The organism is Sanguibacter keddieii DSM 10542 (genome assembly GCF_000024925.1).
In the GTDB taxonomy this organism is placed as follows: domain Bacteria; phylum Actinomycetota; class Actinomycetes; order Actinomycetales; family Cellulomonadaceae; genus Sanguibacter; species Sanguibacter keddieii.
Window position 1 is genome coordinate 692,098 of record NC_013521.1, and the last position, 19,497, is coordinate 711,594.

The 19,497-nt window shown below is 72.7% G+C and carries 17 protein-coding genes and 1 pseudogene; 9 read left to right on the forward strand and 9 right to left on the reverse strand.

Features of this window, described 5'->3' with window-relative positions; all coding sequences use genetic code 11:
- The first annotated feature begins 54 nt into the window (after positions 1-54).
- The 4 genes from SKED_RS02985 to SKED_RS03000 all read left to right on the forward strand — a co-directional run bounded on the left by SKED_RS02985 (position 55) and on the right by SKED_RS03000 (position 5,081).
- Positions 55-1,656 carry a methyl-accepting chemotaxis protein gene (locus SKED_RS02985; protein WP_012865640.1) on the forward strand — a complete coding sequence of 534 codons (1,602 nt, stop codon included), beginning with the start codon at positions 55-57 and terminating at the stop codon, positions 1,654-1,656.
- A gap of 181 nt (positions 1,657-1,837) precedes the next feature.
- Complete coding sequence (locus tag SKED_RS02990; protein WP_042438491.1) at positions 1,838-2,848, forward strand: aldo/keto reductase; 1,011 nt, start codon at positions 1,838-1,840, stop codon at positions 2,846-2,848.
- On the forward strand, positions 2,845-3,585 hold the full coding sequence (locus SKED_RS02995; RefSeq protein ID WP_012865642.1) for a ThuA domain-containing protein: 741 nt from the start codon (positions 2,845-2,847) through the stop codon (positions 3,583-3,585). Before SKED_RS02990 ends, SKED_RS02995 begins: the two co-directional genes overlap by 4 nt.
- Before the next feature lie 125 nt (positions 3,586-3,710).
- Complete coding sequence (locus SKED_RS03000; RefSeq protein ID WP_012865643.1) at positions 3,711-5,081, forward strand: acetamidase/formamidase family protein; 1,371 nt, start codon at positions 3,711-3,713, stop codon at positions 5,079-5,081.
- Positions 5,082-5,102: 21 nt separating this feature from the next.
- Here SKED_RS03000 and SKED_RS20830 read toward each other — a convergent pair whose 3' ends face one another.
- Both SKED_RS20830 and SKED_RS03005 read right to left on the reverse strand, forming a co-directional pair.
- Positions 5,103-5,231: a hypothetical protein gene (locus SKED_RS20830; RefSeq protein ID WP_012865644.1), complete on the reverse strand. Its 129-nt coding sequence runs from the start codon at positions 5,229-5,231 to the stop codon at positions 5,103-5,105.
- Positions 5,232-5,470: 239 nt separating this feature from the next.
- Positions 5,471-5,695, reverse strand: a complete 225-nt coding sequence (locus tag SKED_RS03005; RefSeq protein WP_012865645.1) for a hypothetical protein — start codon at positions 5,693-5,695, stop codon at positions 5,471-5,473.
- Positions 5,696-5,765: 70 nt separating this feature from the next.
- Here SKED_RS03005 and SKED_RS03010 point away from each other — a divergent pair, with 70 nt between their 5' ends.
- Positions 5,766-6,467, forward strand: a complete 702-nt coding sequence (locus SKED_RS03010; RefSeq protein ID WP_042437719.1) for a hypothetical protein — start codon at positions 5,766-5,768, stop codon at positions 6,465-6,467.
- 18 nt (positions 6,468-6,485) lie between these two features.
- Here SKED_RS03010 and SKED_RS03015 read toward each other — a convergent pair whose 3' ends face one another.
- Complete coding sequence (locus SKED_RS03015) at positions 6,486-7,706, reverse strand: ROK family protein (RefSeq protein ID WP_012865647.1); 1,221 nt, start codon at positions 7,704-7,706, stop codon at positions 6,486-6,488.
- A 105-nt stretch (positions 7,707-7,811) separates the two neighbouring features.
- On the opposite strand from SKED_RS03015, the gene xylA reads away from it, so the two are divergent.
- Together xylA and SKED_RS03025 are read left to right on the forward strand one after the other, a co-directional pair.
- Positions 7,812-8,993 (forward strand): xylose isomerase, encoded by a 1,182-nt coding sequence (gene xylA, locus SKED_RS03020; protein ID WP_012865648.1) that lies wholly within the window; start codon positions 7,812-7,814, stop codon positions 8,991-8,993.
- Positions 8,993-10,471 carry a xylulokinase gene (locus SKED_RS03025; RefSeq protein ID WP_012865649.1) on the forward strand — a complete coding sequence of 493 codons (1,479 nt, stop codon included), beginning with the start codon at positions 8,993-8,995 and terminating at the stop codon, positions 10,469-10,471. Before xylA ends, SKED_RS03025 begins: the two co-directional genes overlap by 1 nt.
- Before the next feature lie 146 nt (positions 10,472-10,617).
- Here the strand turns inward: SKED_RS03025 and SKED_RS03030 are convergent, their stop codons facing one another.
- The gene (locus SKED_RS03030) at positions 10,618-11,040 is read right to left on the reverse strand and encodes an organic hydroperoxide resistance protein (protein ID WP_012865650.1); all 423 of its coding nucleotides are present in this window, start codon (positions 11,038-11,040) and stop codon (positions 10,618-10,620) included.
- A gap of 103 nt (positions 11,041-11,143) precedes the next feature.
- Complete coding sequence (locus tag SKED_RS03035; RefSeq protein WP_012865651.1) at positions 11,144-11,653, reverse strand: MarR family winged helix-turn-helix transcriptional regulator; 510 nt, start codon at positions 11,651-11,653, stop codon at positions 11,144-11,146.
- A 231-nt stretch (positions 11,654-11,884) separates the two neighbouring features.
- On the opposite strand from SKED_RS03035, the gene SKED_RS03040 reads away from it, so the two are divergent.
- Positions 11,885-12,535: an SGNH/GDSL hydrolase family protein gene (locus SKED_RS03040; protein ID WP_012865653.1), complete on the forward strand. Its 651-nt coding sequence runs from the start codon at positions 11,885-11,887 to the stop codon at positions 12,533-12,535.
- Between the two features lie 76 nt (positions 12,536-12,611).
- On the opposite strand, the gene SKED_RS03045 is transcribed toward SKED_RS03040, so the two are convergent.
- Together SKED_RS03045 and SKED_RS03050 are read right to left on the reverse strand one after the other, a co-directional pair.
- The gene (locus SKED_RS03045) at positions 12,612-13,529 is read right to left on the reverse strand and encodes a ketopantoate reductase family protein (protein WP_012865654.1); all 918 of its coding nucleotides are present in this window, start codon (positions 13,527-13,529) and stop codon (positions 12,612-12,614) included.
- Between the two features lie 49 nt (positions 13,530-13,578).
- Positions 13,579-14,193 carry a TetR/AcrR family transcriptional regulator gene (locus tag SKED_RS03050; protein ID WP_042437723.1) on the reverse strand — a complete coding sequence of 205 codons (615 nt, stop codon included), beginning with the start codon at positions 14,191-14,193 and terminating at the stop codon, positions 13,579-13,581.
- Between the two features lie 185 nt (positions 14,194-14,378).
- Between SKED_RS03050 and SKED_RS03055 the strand changes: the two genes are divergently transcribed.
- On the forward strand, positions 14,379-15,851 hold the full coding sequence (locus SKED_RS03055; RefSeq protein ID WP_012865656.1) for an MDR family MFS transporter: 1,473 nt from the start codon (positions 14,379-14,381) through the stop codon (positions 15,849-15,851).
- Between the two features lie 412 nt (positions 15,852-16,263).
- On the opposite strand, the pseudogene SKED_RS03060 reads toward SKED_RS03055, so the two are convergent.
- Both SKED_RS03060 and SKED_RS03065 read right to left on the reverse strand, forming a co-directional pair.
- Positions 16,264-17,109: pseudogene (locus SKED_RS03060) on the reverse strand (alcohol dehydrogenase catalytic domain-containing protein); the annotation flags it as partial.
- Between the two features lie 172 nt (positions 17,110-17,281).
- Positions 17,282-19,486 (reverse strand): LLM class flavin-dependent oxidoreductase, encoded by a 2,205-nt coding sequence (locus SKED_RS03065; RefSeq protein ID WP_012865658.1) that lies wholly within the window; start codon positions 19,484-19,486, stop codon positions 17,282-17,284.
- Positions 19,487-19,497: the final 11 nt, after the last annotated feature.

Here is a 19,497-nt window from a genome sequence, read left to right on the forward strand (position 1 = left end):
GCGTGCCCTGAGCCGATAAGGAGCGGACGTCCCCCTGCTCCGAACGGAAAGCCCATGACACGCACGACCAGCCTCACGCGGACCAACCCGCTCCGCGACCTGCCAGTCGGGACGAAGATCATGCTCGTCCTCGGCGGGATGGCTCTCATGATGATCGTCATCGCGACGATCTCCATCCTCCGCTTCAACGCCCTCGACGCCGCGGGCAAGCAGCTGGCCGAGGACAACATCGCGTCGACGCGAGTCCTCAACGAGATCCAGCGCAGCTACCAGGGCGACCGCACCCGCCACCTCCAGTACGGCCTCGCCGACGCGGCCGGACGGCAGGAGCTCAAGGACGACCTCGCGACCCGCCGCGCCGACCTCGACGACCTCGTGACGTCCTACGACCGCTTCGTCGTCGACACCCAGGCCATGGCGGACTTCGACGCCGCGCTCGACTCCTACTACTCCTTCGCCGACTCCACGCTCATGCCAGCGGCCGACTCGGGCGACCTCGCCGAGTTCAGCGAGCTCACCGCGGAGCTCCGGTCCCTCTCGACCGGTGTGCTCGACCCGCTCAAGGCCGAGTTCGAGGCCGAGATCGCCCAGGCCGAGCAGCGCTCGGACGCCTCGCACGACTCTGCGCAGCTCGCGATCCGCCTGGTGCTCCTCGCCCTGCTCGTCGGTCTGGTCCTGCCGACCGTCCTCGCGGTGCTCGTCGTCCGTCGCATCCTCGGTGACCTCCGTGGTGTCCGTGGCGCGCTCGTCGCCATGGCCGACGGTGACCTCACCGTGGGATCCGGGGTGACCGGTCGCGACGAGGTCGCGCAGATGGCAGCCGCCCTCGACGAGGCGCAGGCCAACCTGCGCACCGTGATGGGCGACGTCGTCGAGTCCTCGCAGACCGTCGCCGCCGCTGCCGAGGAGCTCGCCGCGTCGTCGAGCCAGGTCGCCGCCGGCTCGGAGGAGACCTCGAGCCAGGCCGGTGTGGTCGCGTCGGCAGCAGAGCAGGTCTCGCGCAACGTCCAGACCGTCGCGGCCGGTGCCGAGGAGATGAGCGCGTCGATCCGCGAGATCGCGCAGAGCTCGTCCGACGCGGCCAAGGTCGCCGCGCAGGCGACCACCATGGCCGAGACCACCAACGTCACCGTCGGCCGCCTCGGCGACTCGTCGCAGGAGATCAGCCAGGTGGTCAAGACCATCAACTCGATCGCCGAGCAGACCAACCTGCTGGCCCTCAACGCGACCATCGAGGCCGCACGCGCCGGGGAGGCCGGCAAGGGCTTCGCAGTCGTGGCCGGTGAGGTCAAGGAGCTCGCGCAGGAGACCGCCCGCGCGACCGAGGACATCGCGCGCAAGGTCGAGACCATCCAGGGCGAGACCAGCGGAGCCATGGCGGCGATCGCCGAGATCTCCTCGATCATCGCGAGCATCAACGACTACCAGCTGACCATCGCGTCGGCCGTCGAGGAGCAGACCGCGACGACCAACGAGATGTCCCGCTCGGTCGCCGAGGCGGCGACGGGCTCCGGCGAGATCGCCGCGAACATCGTCGGCGTCGCGACGTCGGCTTCGTCGTCGACCGAGGTCGTCGGCCAGATGGGCGGCGCGATCTCCGAGCTCGCCGGCCTCGCCACCGAGCTCCGCGCCCGCGTCGAACGCTTCCGCTACTGACCCACCCCACACACCCTCATGCCCGTGGCGCGACAGCAGGGCCCTCTCCGGAGGGTCACGCGGTCGCGCCACGGGCATGAGAGGGGGCGGACGGCCGGGATATCGCTTCCCCCCGGGGGGTTGGGTCTGGGAGGATCGTGGGGTGACCCTCTTCAACGCTGATGACTCCCGCTACTCCTCGATGCCCTACCGCCGCGCAGGTCGCAGCGGACTCGACCTCCCGGCACTGTCGCTGGGCCTCTGGCACAACTTCGGTGACACCACCCCCTTCGAGACGCAGCGCTCAGTCCTGCGCCGCGCCTTCGACCTCGGCATCACGCACTTCGACCTCGCGAACAACTACGGCCCGCCCTACGGCTCCGCAGAGGAGAACTTCGGCCGCCACATGGTCGACGACTTCCGCCCCTACCGCGACGAGCTCGTCATCTCGAGCAAGGCCGGCTACGACATGTGGCCCGGACCCTACGGCGACGGTGGCTCGCGCAAGTACCTGCTGAGCTCGCTCGACCAGTCGCTCAAGCGGATGAACCTCGACTACGTCGACATCTTCTACTCCCACCGCCCCGACCCGACGGTGCCGATCGAGGAGACGATGGGTGCGCTGCACACCGCCGTCACCAGCGGCCGCGCGCTCTACGCCGGCATCTCGAACTACAGCCCCGCGCAGACCCGCGTCGCGCAGGAGGTCCTCGCGGACCTCGGCACCCCGCTGCTCATCCACCAGCCCAGCTACTCGATGTTCAACCGGCACGTCGAGATGCCCGATGCCGGGAAGACCGACGACCCGGACGCGACGGGCCAGTCGCTCCTCGACACCGTCGGCGACCTCGGCATCGGCATGATCGTGTTCTCCCCGCTGGCGCAGGGCATGCTCACCGACCGCTACCTCGACGGCAACGTCCCGTCGGACTCGCGTGCTGCGGTCGGGCACTTCCTCAAGGGCGAGTCGATCAGCGAGACGTACCTCGAGCGGGCCCGCGCGCTCAACGAGATCGCCGACGGCCGTGGGCAGACCCTCGCCCAGCTCGCCCTCACCTGGCTGCTGCGCGACGACCGTGTCACGTCGACGCTCATCGGTGCGAGCAGCGTCGCGCAGCTCGAGAACAACGTCCAGGCGGCCCACGCGGCACCGCTCACGGCCGACGAGATCGCGGCCATCGAGCCCTTCGCGGTCGACGGGACCAACCGGTGACGTCCGTGCCCCACGTCCTGGTGCTGTCCGGTCACGGCCGGTACCAGGACCCCTGGCACGACGGCGCCGCCACGTCGCACCGCATCGCCGAGGTCCTCACGGCGCCACGGCTCGACGGCACCGACGACCTCGCCGGGCCCGCGTACCAGGTGACGGTGCGCGGGTCCTTCCCCGGGGCGCTCGACGACCTCGACCCGACGACCGACGACGTCGACCTGCTGGTCGTCAACACCGGGTCCGGGCGCGCCGACCCCGGGTTCGACGGGGATGACGAGCGCTGGGCCGGGTTCCACGAGCGCCTGCGCGCGTGGGCCGACGCCGGGCGGCCGGTGCTCGCCGTGCACCAGGCGGCCAACAGCTTCGCGGACTCACCCGCCTGGGAGCGGGTCCTCGGCGGGCGCTGGGTCGACGGCACGTCGATGCACCCGCCGATCGACGAGGCGACCTTCACGCTCACCGGTGCGGGCCACCCGCTCACCGGCGAGCTGCGCGAGGCCACCTCGGGGACCGTCACGGCCTTCGACGAGCGCTACAGCTACCTCACAGTCGCCGAGAGCTCGACGGTCCTGGTCACCACGGTGCACGACGGCATCGACCACCCGGTCGTGTGGGTCTCGGGGGCCGAGGGCGTCCGCTGCGTCTACGACGCGCTCGGTCACGACGTGCGGTCCTACGACTCCCCGTCGCGCCAGGCGCTGCTCCGCACCGAGGTCGCCTGGCTCCTCGCCGGAGCCTGACGGGGCCTTCTGGTACCTGCGTGTCAACTCCCGGAAACGGGTGAGAAACACCCTCTCACTAGCGTCGTCGCCACACCCCGCCGCACCCGCGCGGGGTGTCGCGACGACCGCCCCGTGGAGGACGCATGCCTCAGATCGACCCCCGAGAAGCCGCGACGGTCCTGGCCCGAGGCCTCGGACGGCGGGACTTCCTGCGCGCGGCCGCCGCCGTCGGTGCGGGCGGTGCCGTGGCCGGTGCTCTCGCCGCGTGCGCCCCCGGCTCGTCGGCGTCCACGCCCCGCCCCACCACGACCCCGGCGCAGCGCGGGATCCTGCAGCCCGGCGCGGGCGACGTCACCGGGGACCACTACCTCGGCTCGACGCCCGACGACGTGCTGTGGGGCTACGTCCCGACCGTGCACTCCTCGCCCGTGGCCCGGATGCGGTCCGGGCAGACCATCACCATCGACGCCGTCTCGCACGAGGGGATCCTCGAGGACCAGGGCCGCGACCCGGTGAGCTACTTCGCCCAGCACGGCATCGCGTCGTCGGACGTGCTCGAGGACGCGATCTCGATCGCCGCCGAGTACGACCGCACCCCGCGCGACTTCGTCACCGACGGCCCGCACGTGGTCACTGGCCCGGTGCACGTCGACGGGGCCGAGCCGGGCGACGTCCTCAAGATCGAGACGCTCGAGGCGATCCCGCGCGTCCCCTACGGCGTCGTGTCGAGCCGGCACGGCAAGGGCGCGCTCGCGCTCACCGCAGACGGCACCCCGCCGGCGGGCATCACCCTCGACGAGGTCATGCCGCCCGTCGCGACCGACGGTCGTGAGTCCGACGACCCCGAGTCCTTCGGCAACATCTCGACCTTCACCGCGGTCGACGGCGACGACGGCGTCATGACCTTCGGGTCGGGCGACAGTGCCGGGACGGTCCGGTTCCCGCTCCGGCCGTTCATGGGGATGATGGGCGTCGCCTTCTCCCAGGACACCGACCCCACGGCACCGAGCGCCAACTCGATCCCGCCCACCCTCGGCGGCGGCAACATCGACATCCGCCAGCTCGGCGTGGGCTCCACCTTCTACCTGCCGGTCGCGGCCGACGGCGCGCTGTTCTACGTGGGCGACCCGCACATGGCGATGGGCGACGGCGAGGTCGCGCTCACCGCGATGGAGGGCTCGCTGCGCGGCACCTTCCGGCTCACGGTCTGCAAGCCCGGGTCCGGTGACGCACCCTCGGTCGCCTACGGCTACCCCTTCGCGGAGACCGACGACGCGTGGATCCCGATCGGGCTGTCCGACCCGGACGGGGCGGTCGACGGGCAGGTGAGCGACCTCGACGTCGCCATGCGCCGCGCGGTGGTCAACGCCCTCGACTTCCTCGAGCACGACCGCGGCATGGACCGGGCGACCGCCTACGCCTACCTGTCCGCAGCCGCCGACTTCACGGTCACGCAGGTGGTCGACCGCACCGTCGGCGTCCACGGCCTCATCTCGAAGTCCCACTTCGGGTAGTCCGGGACGCCCGCAGGCTCGTCACGACCCGATCGACACCATCCCGGCGGCGAGCCCGTCGAGCCTGTCGCCGCACCTCTTGCAGAGGGTGCGGGTGGCCGTCTTCACCGGGGTGCCGGTGATCTTCGAGTCGCACTGGTCGCATCGCATGCAGCCACGGTAGCGGGAGGGTCGGGGCGGGTGCACCGGCCACGGGATCGTCTGCCCGCACCGGCGAGGTCGCACCGTGGTTCACGAGGTCGCACGATCGCAGACGAGGTCGCACTGACACGCCGAGTCCCGGCCGCTCCGCCGGACACCTGGCGTGTCTCTGCGACCTCGGTGTCAGGGGTGCGACCTGGGCGGTAGACGTGCGACCTGGCTGGCTGGGGTGAGGTTCGTGGAGGACGTCAGGTTGAGGAACCCGACGTGCGCTTCTTCTCGCGGGCCTCGCGTCGCTTCTCGCGCAGGGAGCTGTACCAGCCAGCGGTCGCGATCGCCTCGCCGACGCCGCCGCCTGACATCACCCCGGCGGTGAGCCCGTCGAGCCTGTCGCCGCACTTCTTGCAGAGGGTGCGGGTGGCGGTCTTCACCGGGGTGCCGGTGATCTTCGAGTCGCACTGGTCGCATCGCATGCCACCACCGTAGTGACACCAGCGGCGGCAGGTCGGGTGATCTGTCGAGAGACTCGCCTACTCTCGTGCCATGTCGTCAGGGGAGGACGCCGACGGGCGTCGGTCGGTGCAGCCGTCAGGTCGCCTTCCTGTCGTGCTGTCGGAGCGCGAGCTCGCCACGAGAGGGCGCCGCCGGGACCGCTGGTGGCTCGTCGGCCTGGGGGCCTGGTGCGGGGCCGTCGTCTGGTGCTGGGGCGTGACGGTCGGCCGGGCGCGGACCGTGGCCCGGGTGGACGACACCTGGGTCATGTGGTGGCACCTCGCGCCGGTGCTCGCGCTCCTGGGAGCCATGTGCCTGGGCGTCGCGGCAGCTCTCTCGCTGCGGACCGGCGCACTGCGCAGGGCAGAGCTGCGGGTCCTGCCGCGCAGCCGCCGCCGGACGGGCCGGACCGTGGCGACCGTGGCCGGTGCTGCCCTGCTGACGGTGACGCTCGCAGTCGTCGCGTCTCTCCAGGGCGAGACTGTCGTCACGGTGCTCGGTCCCTCGAGCCCGGGCGGGTGCACCGTCGTGGTCGAGGAGTCACGCGGGCTCATGAGCGGCAGCGGCAGGGTCGGGGTCCTCGGCGAGGGTGGCTGGGTCCCGGACTGGCAGGGGACGTACGGCTCGGACGACGGGTACCGCCCGTTCACCGACGGCGGGTACGAGCTGACGTGGCGCGGTGCCGAGGCCGACGTGGCCCTGGTCGACCCGAGCCAGCCCACCGGACCTCAGGCCTGGCGCGTCTCCTGCTGAGGAACGGGCGTGCCGCCGTCAGCCCAGCCAGGCGCTCGGGTCGTCGATCACCCGGCGGAGCACCTGACGCGCACCGCCGATGGTCGCGGCGGCCCCGGCGACGGGGGCGCGGACGACGCTGAAGGTGGACCACGGCGCGGACAGCACGCGGGTGGCGAGCTCGGCGTGGACGAGGGGCGCGAGGTGGTCGGCGAGCTCGGAGTAGGCGCCGCCGAGGACGATCGCGGGGACGTCGATGAGGTTGACGAAGTCGGCGAGCGTCGCGCCGAGGGCGTGACCGGCGCGGTCGAGGGCTGCGCTCGCGGTGGGTGCGAGGTCTCCTGCCGCGTCATGACCTGCGGCCGGGGCCACGAGCTCGGCGACATCGGACCCCCGCGGCAGCCCGGCCGCGCGGAGCACTGCGTCGGTCCCGGCGTACTGCTCGAGGCACCCGGTAGCCCCGCAGGGGCACCGCGGGCCCGCGGGGTCGACGACCACGTGCCCGAGCTCGCCGCTCCAGCCGCGACCTCCGACGAACAGCTCGCGGTCGAGGACGATCGCGGCGCCGATGCCCACGTCGGCCGAGACGTAGAGGAACGAGTCGGGGACGTCGTCGTGCCGGCCCTGCCAGGGGACCTGGGCGAGGGCGGCGAGGTTCGCCTCGTTGCCGAGCGTGATCGGGGCGTCGCCGGTGTGGGCGGCGACGGCGGAGGTGTCGACGGAGAGCTCTGCCCAGCCGAGGTTCGGTGCGACGCGCAGCGTCGACGTCCCGGGCTCGACGAGGCCGGGGAGGGCGACCTGCACGCCGGCGACCCGCAGGCCCGGGTGCGTGGCGCGGGCTGTCGCGAGCAGGCGCCCGGTGAGGTCCCCGAGCAGCGCGAGCGTGGCGGCGGGGTCGCTGCCGTGGAAGTCGCCGTGCAGCGTCTCGGTCGCGAGCGTGTCGCCGGCCAGGTCGAGGACGACCCCGGCGAGGTGCCCGACGTTGACCTCGAGCCCGACGCCCACCAGCGTCCCGCGGGCGGGGACCAGGGGGACGGCCGGCCGGCCGGCTCGGCGTGACGCGACGGGTGGGAGCTCGGTGACGATGTGCGCCTCGATGAGGCGGTCGACGAGGGAGGACACCGTGGCCCGGGTCAGACCCGTGGCGGTCGCGACGTCGGACCGCGACGGCGTGCCCCCGGCGTCGACGACGGCCCGGGCGACGAGCGCGATGTTCTGCTCGCGCAGCGAGTGCTGCCCTGCGGCCGGGGTGGCGATCATGTGTTGACCATACCGTCGGACGGGGATAAGTTCATCCATACAACTAATCCGCTGTCCCGCGCTGCTGCGGCCCGGCGGTGCGAACTCTCGACGAGGAGACCTCCCATGGCGCACGCATCAGGCATCAACTACTCCTTCGGCCTCTGGACCGTGGGCTGGAACGCCCAGGACCAGTTCGGCTCCGCGTCCCGCCCGCACCTCGACCCGGCGCGCGCGGTCCGCAAGCTCGCCGAGCTCGGTGCCTGGGGCTTCACCTTCCACGACGACGACGTCGTCCCCTTCGGCTCGGACGACGCCACCCGCGACCGCCTGCTCGGCGAGGTGAAGACGGCCGCCGAGGAGAGTGGCATGACCATCGAGATGGTCACGACGAACCTCTTCGGGCACCCCGTGTTCAAGGACGGCGGTTTCACGTCGAACGACCGCTCCGTGCGTCGCTTCGCGCTCCGCAAGGTGCTCCGCAACATCGACCTCACCGCCGAGCTCGGCGCCAAGACCTTCGTCATGTGGGGCGGCCGCGAGGGATCCGAGTACGACGGCGCCAAGGACCTGCACGCCGCGCTCGAGCGCTACCGCGAGGGCATCGACCTCGTCGCCGGGTACATCAAGGAGAAGGGCTACGACATGCGCATCGCGCTCGAGCCCAAGCCCAACGAGCCCCGCGGAGACATCTTCCTCCCGACCATCGGCCACGCTCTCGGGTTCATCGCCCAGCTCGAGCACGGCGACATCGTCGGCCTCAACCCGGAGACCGGCCACGAGCAGATGGCCGGCCTCAACTACACGCACGGGCTCGCCCAGGCGCTGTGGTCGGACAAGCTCTTCCACATCGACCTCAACGGTCAGCGCTCGATCAAGTTCGACCAGGACCTCGTCTTCGGTCACGGAGACCTGCTGTCGGCCTTCTTCACGGTGGACCTCGTCGAGAACGGCTTCCCGGGGTCGCCCGACGCTCCTCGCTACACGGGTCCGCGCCACTTCGACTACAAGCCCTCGCGCACCGAGGTCGAGGCGGGCGTCTGGGACTCTGCGTCGGCCAACATGGAGATGTACGAGATGCTCGCCAAGAAGTCGGCTGCGTACCGCGCCGACCCCGAGGTGCAGGAGGCCTTCACGACCGCCGGCATCTTCGAGCTCGCCACGCCGACCCTCAACCCCGGCGAGACCGTCGACGAGCTCCTCGCCGACCGCTCGGCCTTCGAGGACTTCGACCCCGAGGCCGCCGCTGAGCGCGACTTCGGCTTCGTGCGCCTCAACCAGCTGGCCCTGCGCCACCTCATCGGCTGATGGCCGACGCGTCGTCGCGCCCGGTGCTGGTCGCCGGGGTCGACTCCTCGACCCAGTCCTGCAAGGTCGTCGTCCGTGACGCCCGCACCGGCGAGCTCGTGCGGTCCGGGTCGGCGCGCCACCCCGAGGGCACCGAGGTGCACCCCTCGGCCTGGTGGGACGCCTACCTCGAGGCCGTCGAGGCGGCCGGCGGGCTCGACGACGTCTCGGCGCTCTCCGTCGGCGGGCAGCAGCACGGCATGGTCGTGCTCGACGCCGACGGCGAGGTGGTCCGTCCCGCGCTGCTGTGGAACGACACCCGCTCCGCCGGCGCGGCGACCGACCTCATCACCGAGCTCGGCGAGCGGCGCGGTGGCTCGGGCGAGCAGGCGTGGGCCGACGCGATCGGCACCGTGCCGGTCGCCTCGCTCACCGTCACCAAGCTGCGCTGGCTCGCCGGTGCAGAGCCCGAGAACGCCGCCCGGGTGGCGGCCGTCTGCCTGCCGCACGACTGGTTGACGTGGCAGATCTCCGGGGCTGGCGGTGTGCCGGGGGGCGCCCGCGACCTCTCGGCGATCACCACGGACCGCTCGGACGCGTCGGGGACCGGGTACTTCTCGGGGACGACCGACGAGTACCTGCCCGAGCTCCTCGACCTCGCCCTCGGCGAGGGTGCGTCCGAGCGGGTGTCGCTCCCGCGGGTCCTCGGTCCCGCAGAGCGCGCGGGCGTCGTGGAGCGCGACGGTGACGCCGGCAGCCTGGTCCTCGGACCGGGTGCTGGGGACAACGCGGCCGCAGCCCTCGGGCTCGGGATGGTCGCGGGAGACGTCGCCGTGTCCATCGGGACGTCGGGGGTCGTCTCGGCGATCGCCGTCGAGCCGTCGGCCGACGGCTCGGGGCTCGTCGCAGGCTTCTCCGACGCGACCGGTGCGTTCCTGCCGCTCGCCTGCACGCTCAACGCGAGCCGGGTGCTCGACGGTGCGGCCCGTGTGCTCGGCGTCGATCACGACGAGCTGTCCCGGCTCGCGCTGTCCGCACCGGCCGGGGCCGACGGCCTCGTGCTCGTCCCGTACCTCGAGGGCGAGCGCACGCCGAACCGCCCCGACGCGACCGGGACGCTGCACGGCCTGACGCTCGGCACGATGGACCCCGCGCACCTCGCGCGGGCGTCGGTCGAGGGGATGCTGTGCGCCCTGGCGGACGGTCTCGACGCCCTCGTGGCGCAGGGTGCGGTCGCGAGCCGCGTGGTGCTCATCGGCGGGGGTGCGCGGTCGCAGGCGGTGCGGGAGATCGCACCGCAGGTGTTCGGCGTGCCCGTCGAGGTCCCCGAGCCGGGGGAGTACGTGGCCGACGGCGCCGCCCGCCAGGCTGCGTGGGTCCTCTCCGGAGCGCAGGGGCCTCCGGAGTGGACCGCGACGGACGGTGCGACCGAGGTCTACGACGCTCCCGCGACCCCGGTGGTCCGCGACCAGTACGCGGCGGTCCGCGACCTGGTCTGAGTGCTGGACCGAGACCTGCGCACGAAGACGCCGACGGCGCCCGTCCCTGCGAGGGGGCGGGCGCCGTCGGCGTCTGCTGCGGGTGCGTCGTGCCCCGAGGAGGCAGGCGCGGCGCGTCCGCGGGGGAGGTCGGTCCTCGACGAGGCTCAGTCCTCGACGACGGAGACCGTGACCTCGATGTTGCCGCGCGTCGCGTTCGAGTACGGGCAGATCTGGTGCGCGCGGTCGGCGAGAGCCTGGGCCTCGTCGTGCGGGACCTCGGGGATGACGACCTCGAGGGCGACCGACAGGCCGAAGCCGCCGTTGTCGAGCGGGCCGATGTTGACGCGGGCGCCGACGCTCGAGCCGGTGATCTTCACCTTGGCCTCGCGGGCGGCCGACTGCAGCGCCGAGTGGAAGCACGCGGAGTAGCCGGCGGCGAAGAGCTGCTCGGGGTTGGCGCCGTCGCCGGAGCCGCCCATCTCCTTGGGGATCGCGAGGCCCATGTCGAGGCGGCCGTCCGGGGTGGCGACGTGGCCGTTGCGGCCGTCGCCGGTCGCGAGGGCTTCTGCGGAGTAGAGGGTGTCCATGAGGGTCTCCATCTGTCGGTGCGTCCGGGTGCGGGCGCTGTCGGGGTGAGGGGTCTGGTGGGGTGAGCGGTCTGGTGGACGAGGGGGCTGAGCGGCGGGTGGCTCAGGTCCGCACGGCCGCTGGCCCGAAGGCCGCGTCGATCGCGGGGTCTCGGGCTGGCTCTGCGCCGGCGAGGTTGCTGCTCAGACGGTCGAGCAGGCGGGCGAGCTCGGCGGTCTCGCCAGCGTCGAGGCCGCCGCGCTGCCACAGGTCCTGCGGCACGCCGTGCGCGCGCTCGCGGAGGTCGCGACCCGCCTCGGTGAGGCGCACGTGCACCACGCGCTCGTCGTCCCCGGACCGCGTGCGGCTCACGAGACCGGCGTCCTCCATGCGGCGCAGCAGCGGCGAGAGCGTGCCGCTCTCGAGCGCGAGGCGCGAGCCGAGGTGGGAGACGGTGGCGCCGTCGGTCTCCCAGAGCACGAGCAGCACGAGGTACTGCGGGTACGTGACGCCGAGGTCGGCGAGCAGCTCGCGGTAGGTCGCGAGGACGGCGCGCTCGCTGCGGTACAGGCGGAAGCAGAGCTGGGCGTCGAGGAGCAGCCCGGGGTCTGTCGGGAGCGGCTGCGTGGTCATGTCTCGACCCTACGACCGGTTTAGGTTGTGCACAACCTAAACCGGTCTGTCTGCTGCGTCACCTGGTCTGACCAGGGCCGAGGCTCCGAGACTTCGCCCGACGGGTCGGCGGTGCGCGTCGCGTCACCGCACCTGACGGCGATAGCCTTCGACAGGGCCACGCTCATCACTCCGTGCCCACCCCGCCCTGCCCTGACGCGCGACCACCACGCAGACACACGAGGACGTGACATGACGCTGTCCATCAAGGCCGGGTCGACCGTGCTGTTCATCGGCGACTCGATCACCGAGTGGGGCCGGGACGACGCGACCGGCTCGCTCGGCCACGGGTACGTCCGCAAGGCCGCCGACCTCTGGGCCGCCGCCCACCCGGACCACCCGGTCACCGTCGTGAACCGGGGGATCAGCGGCAACCGCGTGGCCGACCTCCGCGACCGCTGGACCCGCGACGCCATCGACGTCCAGCCCGACGTCGTCACCGTGATGATCGGCATCAACGACACCTGGCGCGCCATGGACAGCGGCGAGGTCACGACCGCCGAGGCCTACGAGGTCGACTACCGGCACAGCCTCGACCGGCTCGTCTCGGGCACGTCCGCCCAGCTGATGCTCGTCGAGCCGTTCCTGCTCCCCGTCACCCCCGAGCAGTGGGACTGGCGCCCGGACCTCGACCCGCGCATCGCCGTCGTGCGCCGCCTCGCGGCCGAGTACGACGCGACCCTCCTCGCCGCCGACGGCATGCTCAACCAGCTCGCCGTGAACACCGGGGGAGGAGCCGTCGTCTCCGGCTTCGCCCGCTACGCCGACGACGGCGTGCACCTCACCGACGAGGGCGCCGACGTCCTCGCCGCCGCCTGGATCGCGGGCACCGAGGCGGTCTGAGGACCCGGGCGCGCTGCGGCTGCCTCGTTCAGGCGTGCTGCGCCTGGCCGCCTCGGGCGCGCCGCGACTGCCTTCTTCAGGCGCGTTGCGCCTCTGCGACGCGCATCTGCAGCAGCGCCAGGTCGACGAGCGGGGTCGCCACGCCGAGCTCGCGGGCGCGGAGCGTGAGGTCGCCCAGCAGGTGCTCGGCCTCGGTGGCCCGCCCGGCGACCAGGTCGCGGTACAGGGACGAGGTGAACGACGAGCCGGGCTCGGTGAGCAGGGCGAGCGACGCGTCGGTCTCGCGCTCGGGCACCGGGTAGCCGGCAGCCTCGGCGACGGCCGTCGCCTCGGCGAGGACCGCCCGCACGAAGCCCTCCCCGCCAGGCGCGGCGACGATGGGACCGACGGGACCGCGGGCGAGCCCGGTGACGGCGCCGGTAGCGACGATGAACACCCACTTGTGCCACATCGTCGCCAGGACGTCGGGCACCGGCTGCACCTCGATGCCGGGGACGTCGAGCGCCTCCTGCACCGCCTCGAGCGCCGGTGAGGTGGTGGTGCCGCGCGGGCCGACCCGGACCTGGGCGAGCGGGGCCATGACCCGGACGTCGCCGTCGTCGGTCAGCGTCGCCACGATGCGCACGACGCCGCCGAGCACCTCCGCCTCCGGGAACCGCGCGTCGAGGGAGTCGAGGTGCGCCATGCCGTTGAGCACCGGCAGCGCCACGGTGCCCGGGCCGACCGCGGGCGCGAGGTCGTCGAGGGCGGCCTCGAGGCCGGTCGCCTTCACGGTGAGCAGGACGAGGTCGTAGGTGTGGTCGAGGTCGGCGGCGGTCACGAGCGCGGGCTCGACCACCTCGTCGTCCCCGAGACCGGTGATCCGCAGGCCGCGCTCGCGCAGCTGCGCCGCCCGGCGCTCGCGGACGAGGAAGGTCACGTCGCGCCCCGCCTGGGCCAGGCGGCCGCCGTAGTACCCGCCGGTGGCACCGGCTCCGACGACGAGGATCTTCACGACGACTCCCAGGGGTGGTGGTGCCCCCGGGGCGGGCGTCCCGGGGCCGTCAGAGGTAGCGCGCGGGGCGCAGCGCCGTCATGACGTCGTCGAGCCTACCGGCGAGGACGGGCCCGTCGACGGAGCCGTCCGTGAAGCAGAGGATAGCGGCCTCGAGGCACGCGAAGGCAGAGCCCACGACGGCGCGCAGCACCGCGTCGCTCTCGGCCCGGTCGCCGCGCTCTGCGGCGCGGTCGTGGAGGGTCTGGACCATGCGCTTCTGCAGGGACGCGCTGCGCTCGAGGTACGCGGCGAGCAGCGTCGGGCTCGACTCGAGCAGGGAGTGCAGCGACGAGATCCGTGCACCGAGCGTCGCGTCGGCGCACTGGTCGACGACGAGGTCGAAGACCGACCGCAGGGACGCCCACTCGTCCTCGCCGAGGGGACGCTCCGACAGTCGCTCGAGGAACAGCTCGGTCTGGTGCTCGAAGCTGTCGAGGGCGGCGTCCTCCTTGGACGGGAAGTACCGGAAGAAGGTGCGCTGCGACATGCCGACGGCGGCGGCGATCTGGTCGACCGTGGTCGCGTCGAAGCCCTGCGCGGCGAAGAGCGCCTCGGCCGCCTCGGCGATCTCGGAGCGCACCGCCGCGCGGGAGACGTCCCGCAGTCTGCTCGCAGTGTTCACGACCCCGACGATAGCAGCCGACAGGGTTGACAGTCGCTGACACGGGTGACGTAACCTGTTGACGAACATGCAGTCGCCCGACGGAGTCGCGACCACGCAGACCACCACGCACGGCACCGGGCAGCAGTCATGCCCGCGCGCCGGCCGACCGACCGACCGAACCTCAGGCGACAAGGGCCCCGCACATGACAGCCGACCTCGGCACCCGAGACACCGCACCCCAGCAGGACGACTCCCTCCCGCGCGAGATCAAGCTCGTCATCGGGCTGCTCCTCGTCGCGACCTTCGTGGTCGTCCTCAACGAGACCATCATGGGCGTGGCGCTGCCCCAGCTCATGGGGGACCTGCAGATCTCCGCCTCGACCGCGCAGTGGCTCACCACCGGGTTCCTGCTCACCATGGCCGTGGTCATCCCCACCACCGGGCTGATCCTCAAGCGGTTCTCGACCCGCAGCGTGTTCATCGCGGCGATGTCGCTGTTCAGCGCGGGCACGCTGCTCGCCGCCGCAGCGCCCGGGTTCCCCGTGCTCCTCGTCGGCCGCATCATCCAGGCGAGCGGCACGGCGATCATGATCCCGCTGCTCATCACCACGGTGCTCACCTTCGTGCCCGAGTCGCGCCGCGGGCGCACCATGGGCCTCATCAGCATCGTCATCGCGGTGGCACCTGCTACCGGGCCGACCTTCTCCGGTCTCATCCTGTCGCAGCTGAGCTGGCGCTGGCTGTTCATCATCGTGCTGCCCATCGCCCTCGCGGCCCTCGCGCTCGGTGCGACCTTCGTCAAGAACATCACCACGCCGCAGGCGGTGAAGTTCGACCTGCTGTCGATCGTGCTGTCCGCCACGGCCTTCGGCGGTCTCATCTACGGGCTGAGCAGCATCGGCGAGTCCGCGGCCGGCCACGGGACCCCGGTCCCGCCGGCCGTGCCGATCGCCGTCGGTGCCGTGGCGCTCGCGCTCTTCGTGTGGCGCCAGCTCCTGCTGCAGCGGACCGACTCCGCGCTGCTCGACCTGCGCCCCTTCAAGCAGCGGTCCTTCGTGGTCGGCATCATCGTGCTGCTGGTCGCCATGGGCGCCCTGTTCGGCACGCTCATCCTGCTGCCCATCTACCTGCAGGACGTCCAGGGCCTCACCACGCTGCAGACCGGTCTCGTGCTGCTGCCCGGCGGGCTCATGATGGGTCTGCTCGCGCCGTTCGTCGGCCGGGCCTTCGACAAGGTGGGGCCGCGCCCGCTGGTCATCCCCGGCACGATGGTCGTCGCTCTGGCGCTCGCCGGCATGACGCTCCTCGACGAGACCTCGGGCCGTGGCATGGTCATCGCGATCCACGTGGTGCTGAGCATGGGGCTCGGGCTCGTCATGACGCCGCTCATGACCTCGGCCCTCGGGTCGCTCGACAAGGCGCTGTACTCGCACGGCAGCGCCGTGCTCAACACGCTCCAGCAGCTCGCCGGGGCCGCGGGCACCGCGCTGTTCGTCGCGATCATGACCACCCGCTCGGCGTCCGCCGCAGAGGACGGCATGGCGCCGCTCGACGCCCTGGCGTCCGGCATCCACTCGGCGTTCCTCGTCGGAGCCGGCCTCGCCCTCGTGGCCGTCGCCGCGTCGTTCCTGGTCCGCCGCCCGAAGAACACCCTGGTCGACGTCCCCGTCCACTGACCCCGTCACCACTCCGCAAGGCACGGGAGGCGCAAGCCTCCACGAGCCTCCGCGAGGTACGGGGCGCGCTCGCGAGCGCGCCCCGTACCTCGGGAGGGGGTGGTCAGCGGGCGGTGGTGAGCTCGCCCGGGTGCAGGACGACCTTGGTCCAGCCGTCCTCGCGGTCGTCGAACTTCTTGTACGCCGCTGGGGCCTCGTCGAGGCCGAGCTCGTGGCTCACCAGGAACGACGGGGTCGCGACGCCGCTCGTGATGAGGTCGCGGAGCTGGCGGTTGTAGGCCTTGACGTTGGCCTGGCCGGTCCGCATGCCCTGGCCCTTGAACCAGAACGTGCCGTAGTCGAAGGCGAGCCTGCCCTCCTTGGCCAGGTCGTCCTTCGCCCCGGGGTCCTGCGGCAGGTACACGCCGACGACGCCGATGCCGCCGGTGGCCTTGACCACGGCGACGAGCTGGTTGAGCGCGAGCGTCGGGTCCTCGGTGCCCGAGGAGTCGTGGGCCTGGTACCCGATCGCCTCGACCCCGCGGTCCACACCGCGGCCGCCGGTGGCCTCCATGATCTGCTCGACCGGGTCACCGGCCGAGAAGTCGACGGGCGTCGCACCGATGCTCGCGGCCAGCGCGAGCCGGTCTGCGTGCTGGTCGACGACGAACACCTCGGAGGCGCCGCGGATGCGGGCGCTGTGCGCGGCCATGAGGCCGACGGGGCCGGCACCCCATACGGCGACCGAGTCCCCGGGCTCGAACTGGGCGAGCTCGACGCCGTGCCACCCGGTCGGGAAGATGTCGGAGAGCATCGTGTAGTCGAGCTCTTTGTCGGTGCCCTCGGGCAGGACCAGGGAGTTGAAGTCGGCCCACGGGACCCGCAGCAGCTCTGCCTGACCGCCCGCGTAGTCGCCCATCGAGGCGAAGCCGAAGGCTGCCCCGGCGGTCCCCGCCTGGTTGGCGCGCAGGCAGAACGCCGTCTTGCCCTGCACGCAGTGGTCGCACGACCCGCACGCGATGTTGAAGGGCAGGCTCACACGGTCGCCGACCTTGATGCGGTCCACGCCGTCACCGACGGCCTCGACGATCCCCATGTTCTCGTGGCCCAGGACCCGCCCGGCCTCCATGTCGGTGCGGCCCTCGTACATGTGCAGGTCAGATCCGCAGATGTTGGTCGAGGTGATGCGGACGACGGCGTCCGTGGGTCGCTCGACCGTCGCGTCGGGGACCTCCTTGACCGAGACGTCGAACGCGGCGTCGTAGATGAGTGCCTTCATGGTGTTCCCTCCGTGCGTCCGGGTGGGACGCGGTTGTCCTGCGGTACCCCCAGTCGACGGCCGCGGGACCGAGCGCGCAACAGGTAACCTCGCAGACCTCTCGTTCCCCGCGGGTCGCGGGCCCGGAGGGACGTCAGCCCGGAGGGACGTCAGGACGGACCCGTCCCGCTCGTCAGCCAGCGGCGGAGGTCACGGCGGGCGCACCGAGGGCGAAGTTGTCACGGAAGACGTCGTCGGGGTCGTGGCGCTGCTTGATCTCGCGGAGCCGCTCGAGCGTGGCCGGCGGGTAGGCGTCGAGCAGGCGCTCGGGCCTCTGGTCGGTCTCGAAGTTCGTGTAGAGCCCGGTGAAGTGCTCGGCCATCGCGTCCCACCGCGCGTCGAGCCGATCGCGGCTCGCCCCCATGGCGACGAGGCTGAAGCCGGCGTCGCGGTGCGCGTAGGCGGTGGCGTCGGCCGGGACGTCGGCCACGGCCCCGCCGACGGACCGGATCTGGAAGAAGTAGCTCTGCCCGCTGCGCACCAGCTGGGCCGCCGCGCGCGCCAGGGCCGGGGTGATGTGGTCGGCGAGGGCGGACCGGGTCACCGGCTCGCCCTGCCCCTGGTGGGGGCCGGGTGCGGGCGCCGCGACGACCTGGTCGTAGCTCGCGAGCCGGACCGACTGCTGGAGCAGCGGGGCGATGCGGGCGAGCGGCTCCAGCCGGTCGATGATCACGTCGGGCTCGGGGGAGTCGACCACCGCCATGATCTGCGCGACGGGCGGCTGCCCGGGCTGCGGGCGCCCCATGAGGAGGAAGGCCGTGAGGTCTCGCGGGGCTGCCTCGACGACGGCGCCGTAGGCCTCGAGGAGCTCCGCCGTGTCCGTCGCGTCGAAGACCAGCTGGGCGAAGCCGACGTCGCCGACCTCGTCGGCCTCGAGCTCGAAGGACGTGACGATGCCGACGGTGTGGCCGGCACCGCGGACGGCCCAGAAGAGGTCGGTGTTCTCGGTGTCGCTGGCGCGGACGACGCTGCCGTCGGCGAGCACCATCTCCACGGCGCGGACGTGGTCGATGGTCAGCCCGTGCTCGCGGACGAGGTAGCCGATGCCGCCCGAGGTCGCGAGCCCGCCGACGCCCACACCGCCGTAGTCGCCCGAGCTGATGGCCCACCCGAGCGGCGCGAGCTCGCGCGCGACGGTGCCCCAGCGTGCCCCGGGGCCCAGCCGCACCCGCCGGGTCGCGTGGTCGAGCACCTCGATGCCGTCCAGGCGCCCGAGGTCGAGGACGATCCCGCCGCGGTTGGTCGACCGGCCGCTGATGCCGTGACCGCCGCTGCGCACGGCGAGGGGGACGTCGTGCGTGCGGGCGAAGGCGAGCGAGTCGACGACCTCGGGGACCGAGCGCGGGCGCAGCACGAGGCCGGGAGAGCCGCCACGCATGTAGGTGGACCGCACGTCGCCGTAGCCGACGTCGCCGGGCTCGACGGCGATCTGCACGAGCGTGGGAGGGATCTGGTCGTAGCGGATGCCGGGGTGGCGTCGGGCACGGACACGGCTCGGCCGGACGAGGGCCGGTGTGGTCCCGTCAGCGGCGCGAGCAGCCTCGACGGCCTCCCTCAGTGCCGGAGAGACCACGCCTCCGACGTGCTCGACGACAGCGGGGTCGTCCGTCTCGACGACGAGCGTGCTGAACCCGAGCCCGACCACCAGCCCGACGAGCTGCTCGACGGCGTCGGGCGCGGTCCACCCCGGGTGGTCGCCGTCCGGCTGTGCCGGCAGGACGAGCCGGCGACGGACCTCGCGCGGGTCGCGTCCCGCTGCCCGGGCTGCGTGGTCGACGGCCTCCGAGGCGGCGGCCAGGTCGGTGGCGGCGAGCTGGTCCCAGCGGACGCTCCACCCGTCACCGAGTCGCCCGGCGACATCGAGCGTCCCGGTGCTCGTCCCCGCCACCCACACGCCCACCGGGTGCGCGGGCGACGGACCGCGAGGCGCGGCAGGGACGACATGGTGCTCGCCGCGGTAGGCGAGCGGCCGGTCCTCGCCGGTCGCCCACATGCCGTGCACCACCTCGACGGTCTCGGCGAGGGCTGTCGCGTCGCTCGAGGCGAGCGTGAGGTCGAGCCGCCCGCCCGTCAGCAGGTCGAGGGAGGCTGCGGCGCGGCCCAGGACGGTCGCAGGACCGGCGGTCGCGTCGAGCCCGGCCGGGGTGACGTCCAGGCGGGTGGTCTGCCCGGCGACCCAGGCGAGCGCCGTCCAGTCGTCGAGCCCGCCCTCGGGCGAGGCCGGGCTGACGACGAGGTCGAGCCCGGCCTCTTCGGCGAGCGTCGCGAGGGGGAGGGTCTCCTCGCCTCCGCCCGCGGGGATCTGCAGGCCGACGACGAGCGGGTGTGCGTAGTCCATGGTCTTCTCTC

Bases quoted from the DNA above. Each gene is read 5' to 3' on its own strand.
- SKED_RS02985 (WP_012865640.1), top strand. From the start codon at position 55: ATGACACGCACGACCAGCCTCACGCGGACCAACCCGCTCCGCGACCTG.
- SKED_RS03015 (WP_012865647.1), bottom strand. From the start codon at position 7,706: ATGATCGCCACCCCGGCCGCAGGGCAGCACTCGCTGCGCGAGCAGAAC.
- SKED_RS03005 (WP_012865645.1), bottom strand. From the start codon at position 5,695: ATGCGATGCGACCAGTGCGACTCGAAGATCACCGGCACCCCGGTGAAG.
- SKED_RS03040 (WP_012865653.1), top strand. From the start codon at position 11,885: ATGACGCTGTCCATCAAGGCCGGGTCGACCGTGCTGTTCATCGGCGAC.
- SKED_RS03055 (WP_012865656.1), top strand. From the start codon at position 14,379: ATGACAGCCGACCTCGGCACCCGAGACACCGCACCCCAGCAGGACGAC.
- SKED_RS03000 (WP_012865643.1), top strand. From the start codon at position 3,711: ATGCCTCAGATCGACCCCCGAGAAGCCGCGACGGTCCTGGCCCGAGGC.
- SKED_RS20830 (WP_012865644.1), bottom strand. From the start codon at position 5,231: ATGCGATGCGACCAGTGCGACTCGAAGATCACCGGCACCCCGGTGAAG.
- SKED_RS03030 (WP_012865650.1), bottom strand. From the start codon at position 11,040: ATGGACACCCTCTACTCCGCAGAAGCCCTCGCGACCGGCGACGGCCGC.
- SKED_RS03025 (WP_012865649.1), top strand. From the start codon at position 8,993: ATGGCCGACGCGTCGTCGCGCCCGGTGCTGGTCGCCGGGGTCGACTCC.
- xylA (WP_012865648.1), top strand. From the start codon at position 7,812: ATGGCGCACGCATCAGGCATCAACTACTCCTTCGGCCTCTGGACCGTG.
- SKED_RS03035 (WP_012865651.1), bottom strand. From the start codon at position 11,653: ATGACCACGCAGCCGCTCCCGACAGACCCCGGGCTGCTCCTCGACGCC.
- SKED_RS03065 (WP_012865658.1), bottom strand. From the start codon at position 19,486: ATGGACTACGCACACCCGCTCGTCGTCGGCCTGCAGATCCCCGCGGGC.
- SKED_RS03010 (WP_042437719.1), top strand. From the start codon at position 5,766: ATGTCGTCAGGGGAGGACGCCGACGGGCGTCGGTCGGTGCAGCCGTCA.
- SKED_RS02990 (WP_042438491.1), top strand. From the start codon at position 1,838: ATGCCCTACCGCCGCGCAGGTCGCAGCGGACTCGACCTCCCGGCACTG.